General features: G+C 65.3%; 2 protein-coding genes. One reads left to right on the forward strand and one right to left on the reverse strand.

The annotated features are described in order from the left end of the window. Nucleotides 1–140 precede the first annotated feature (140 nt). Nucleotides 141–2,381 carry an RCC1 domain-containing protein gene (locus tag KY661_RS37005; RefSeq protein WP_225414668.1) on the reverse strand — a complete coding sequence of 747 codons (2,241 nt, stop codon included), beginning with the start codon at nt 2,379–2,381 and terminating at the stop codon, nt 141–143. A 263-nt stretch (nt 2,382–2,644) separates the two neighbouring features. Here KY661_RS37005 and KY661_RS37490 point away from each other — a divergent pair, with 263 nt between their 5' ends. Continuing rightward, entirely contained in the window at nt 2,645–4,021 is a 1,377-nt protein-coding gene (locus KY661_RS37490) for a serine/threonine protein kinase (protein ID WP_263437688.1), read from the forward strand. The last annotated feature ends 113 nt before the right edge of the window (nt 4,022–4,134 follow it).

Here is a 4,134-nt window from a genome sequence, read left to right on the forward strand (position 1 = left end):
TACCCTGTCGATAGATTCCTCTGCCCTCTGTCCGCTCCTGCTCGCCCCTCAGACAGCCCTGTCCGGTGAACGGTTACGAATATCGCAGGGCCCTCCCCAAGAGGAGGAGAGGGCCCTGTCCATCACAACACGTGGAAGGACTACGGAGGGAGGAACGTCGCGGGGACGGTATTGGTCGTGCAGAGGTCCAAGTTGTTGGGCCCTCGGATGACGACATACCGCTGATAATAGCCTTCGAGGCCGGGGGAGTTGAGAACGAGGTAGGAGAACGTGAGCTGGTCGTAGGACAGCGAGCCGTTCGTATCCACCACGCCATTCCTCGTTCCATACAAGTAGGCCTTCGAGCCTGCGGGGAAGGAGCCCACCGCTGAGAAACCAAAGGTCGCCGTGCCACCACTGGGAACCGTGGCACTGCTCATCCACGCTGAGCACGAGCAGCCTTCATCGAAGGAGCCGTTGCAATTGTTGTCCACCCGGTCGCATACCTCGGTGGCTCCGGGATACACGGAGGAGTTGCTGTCGTCGCAGTCGCTGGAGTTCGTGGTGTAACCCGCCGGCTGAGTGCATCCAAAGTAGCTACTGGGGCCGGGGCTGGGGCCCACCACAAAAGACCTTCCATAACCGTCCCCATCACCATCCCAGGAGAAATAGCGAGGCAAACTGGCGTTGTTGTCGTTGCAGTCGTCGGAGGTAGACACGTAACCGGCCGGTGCCGCGCACGCCTGGGTGCTCACCGATGGATTGCCGCGCCCGTCACCATCCGCGTCGCGGTACCAGGTGCTCACGGGAAGCCCCTCGTCGATGGAGCCATTGCAGTTGTCATCCACCGTGTTGCACACCTCGGTGGCTCCAGGCTTCACGCTGGCCAGGGCGTCGTTGCAGTCTCCGGAGTTGGACACGTAGCCCGAGGGCTTCGCGCAGGCCTGGGTGCTCGCCGCCGGATTGCCATACCCATCGTTGTCCGCATCGCGATACCAGGTGCCCCCGGACGCCCCGTCATCCACCTGTCCATTGCAGTTGTTGTCCAGGCCATCGCATACCTCCGTGGCTCCAGGATTGAGGGTGAAATCGAAGTCGTCGCAGTCCAGGCCCTGCTCCACGTACTCGGGGCTTGGAGGCTGGCAGCCCTCCTCGGAGGGAAACAGATCGCCGCCATAGTGATCGGTATCGAGATCGTAGAAGTAGATGTTCACCAACTGCGTCTGGGTCAGGGTGGAATGGTTGGTCAGCGTGCCATCGCCCAGTTGCCCCGAGGAGTTCAGTCCCCAGGCCCAGAACGGGCAGCCGGGACGCAGCGCCAGGGAGTGGGAGAGTCCCGCGGAGATCGCCAACGCATCCTGGAGCCCCTGCACTGGCACCGGGCTGGTACGCGGGTTCGCCGTCCCGTCGCCCAACTGCCCCCAGCTGTTCTGTCCCCAGCCCCAAGCTGCCCCGGTGGCATCGATGGCCAGCGAGAAGTTGCCCCCCGTGGCGATGGACTTCACCGCCCCCGTGAGCGCCACCGCCACGGGCGTGCTCTGTGCCGTGGCGGTCGTCCCGTTGCCCAGCTGTCCCTGGGTGTTCTGTCCCCATCCCACCACGCTCTGGTTGGAGAGCAGCGCCAACGAGTGGGTGGCTCCGGCAGCAATGGCGGTGGCTGTGAACACCAGGTTCACCGGGTACGGAGTGAGCTGATTGACGCTTGAGGCGCTCCCATTGCCGATCTGCCCATTGAGGTTGCGGCCCCACGTCCACACACGGCCGTCCGCCCCCAGCGCCATCGAGTGGAACCACCCCGCCGAAATGGCCACGATGTTGACGGGCTGGCTGAGGTGGACCGGCGTCAGCCGGGGGTTCGCCGTTCCATCGCCGAGCTGTCCATCGCTGTTGGCGCCCCAGGCGTAGACACTGCCATCGGCGGCAATGGCCAGCGAGTGGTTCAAGCCTCCGGCAATGGCCACGGCGCCTCCGGGAATGGTCACGGACACGGGCGTCAGGCGGCCGGTCATCGTTCCATCGCCGAGCTGGCCCGAGGTGTTCTGGCCCCACGCCCACACCGAGCCGTCCACCCCGAGCGCGAGCGAGTGGTTCCTGCCCGCGGAGATCGCCTTGATGACGGGCAGCCCCGTCACGCGGACCGGGACGGTGCTGAGCGTCTGCGTCCCATTTCCGAGCTGCCCATACGTGTTCACGCCCCACGCCCACACCGAGCCGTCCGTGCGCAGGGCCAGGGAGTGGGTGTTACCGGCGGAGAGGGCCTTCGTCACGGGGCTGCTGGTGACGAGCGCGGCGGACACGGTCCGTTCGCTCGTTGCCTCGGAGGGCAGGGCTTCTCCCGTTTGCGCCGGGAACTCGGTCTCACGCAGGTCGCCTTCCGAGTCATCCACCGCGCAACCGGTCACGCACAGTCCCCAAAGTACCGCCCACAGAATCCAGGACCCCGGCAATCGCCTGTTCATTGCACCCTCCGCTGCCTCGAAGAAATCGGCGCGCACCCTACAGGCCGTTCACCCACCGCGAAAGTTCATTTCCCCTGGGTGATATCGGGTCTCTTGCGGTGAGTTCCGCCCTGGCGGGGCAACCTCAGGGGGAGGGCTGACAGGCGGTGACTTGAGGCGTAGGGTGCGGACTGTTGGAGGTCACCCTCTGCCTTTGTGAGGCTCCCATGGATACAGCGTTTCCCGAGAAGCTCTCCCCTGGCACCGTCATCGGCTCCTGGCAGGTGACCAGCGGTGCGGGCCGGGGGGCATACGGTGCCGTCTACCGCGCCGTGAAGGTGGGGCAAGAACAGGCAGGGTGGGTGGCCCTCAAGGTGGCCCTGCGCTCACGCGAGGAGCGCTTCGAGCGCGAAGCGGAGGTGTTGTCCCGGCTTGGCCATCCGGGTGTGCCCCGCTTGCTCGCTCAGGGTGAATGGAAGGGAGGCCGCTGGCGGGTGTCCCATCCCTACCTTGTGATGGAGTGGGTGGAGGGGGATCCCCTTTACCAATGGTCCTGGGTGCAGTCTCCCAGCTCACGTCAGGTGCTCCGTCTCCTCGCTCAGTTGTGCTGCGCCTTGGAAGCGGTTCACGCGGCGAAATGTCTGCACCGGGATATCAAAGGCGCCAATGTTCTCATCGGCCCAGATGGAAAAGCGACCCTGGTGGATTTCGGTTCTGGGACGTACCCGGAGGCTCCGCCGCTCACGGAGGCTCCTCTTGCTCCAGGAACACGGCCCTACAGAAGCCCCCAGGCCCTGCTCCACGCGTCGGCTCACCCGCGCGATGGCGTGCGGTACATCGCCGGGCCCGAGGACGATGTCTATGCCTTGGGTGTTACCGCCTACCGGATGGTGACCGGCGTATACCCTTCGCTGGAAGCAGAGCTGGAAGCGGGGCAGGGCGTGCGTCAGAAGGACCAGCCTGTCCGGCAACCGCCCCATCTGCGCGTTCGCCAGATCCTTCCGGAACTCTCGGCGCTCATTGAGCGGATGCTGGCGGAGAGCCCTTCGGAGCGGGGCAGTGCACGCGAGCTGGCGGACGCGCTGGAGGCTGTGGCGGCCCGGGCGGGTCCAGAGGCGGACCATCCCATTGGGACCTCGGCGGGATTCCGGCCGGAGGTGGTCGTGGTTCCGGAGCCACTTGGCGGGCGGTCCCCCGGCCGTGCTGGGCTGATGGGGGTTGTGTTGGCGTGCATTGTCATGGGGCTGGCCACGCAGCTCGTATCCGAGCAGTCCTGGAAGGCTCTCCCGGAAGCAGGGCAACCGGATGCGGGGACGGTGGGGCTGGCCGATGCCTCTATGACACCAGAAGCGTTGGCTGCAGCAGCTCGCTTCGAGGCGGCCGCTCAGCCCAAGGAAATTGTGGCGTTGGAGATGCCCAAGCAGCCGTTTACGGGACAGAAACGGCCACCTTGCAAACCCCATCGGGAGATGGAAATCCGGGGAGGTTGCTGGATCGCTCTCAACGTGCATGCGCCTTGTGAGGACGATGGCTACGAGTGGGACGGGAAGTGTTTCCTGCCGGTAAAGGCCCGGCCGCGGCCCAATACCTCGAAACACCCCTGACCCCATTCAGGTCAGTCCCGCAGGAAGGGCTCGCGGCCCTGAGGCATCCCCTCATTTAGCGAGCAGGCAGACAAGCGTTGACTGGGCCGTCTGATGCAACAAGTAGGGTCCAT

Origin of the sequence: Allostigmatella hybrida, assembly GCF_020103775.1 — a bacterium.
Lineage (GTDB): Bacteria > Myxococcota > Myxococcia > Myxococcales > Myxococcaceae > Hyalangium > Hyalangium aurantiaca.

Coding starts and splice junctions, on each gene's coding strand:
- KY661_RS37490 (WP_263437688.1), top strand. CDS start 2,645: ATGGATACAGCGTTTCCCGAGAAGCTCTCCCCTGGCACCGTCATCGGC.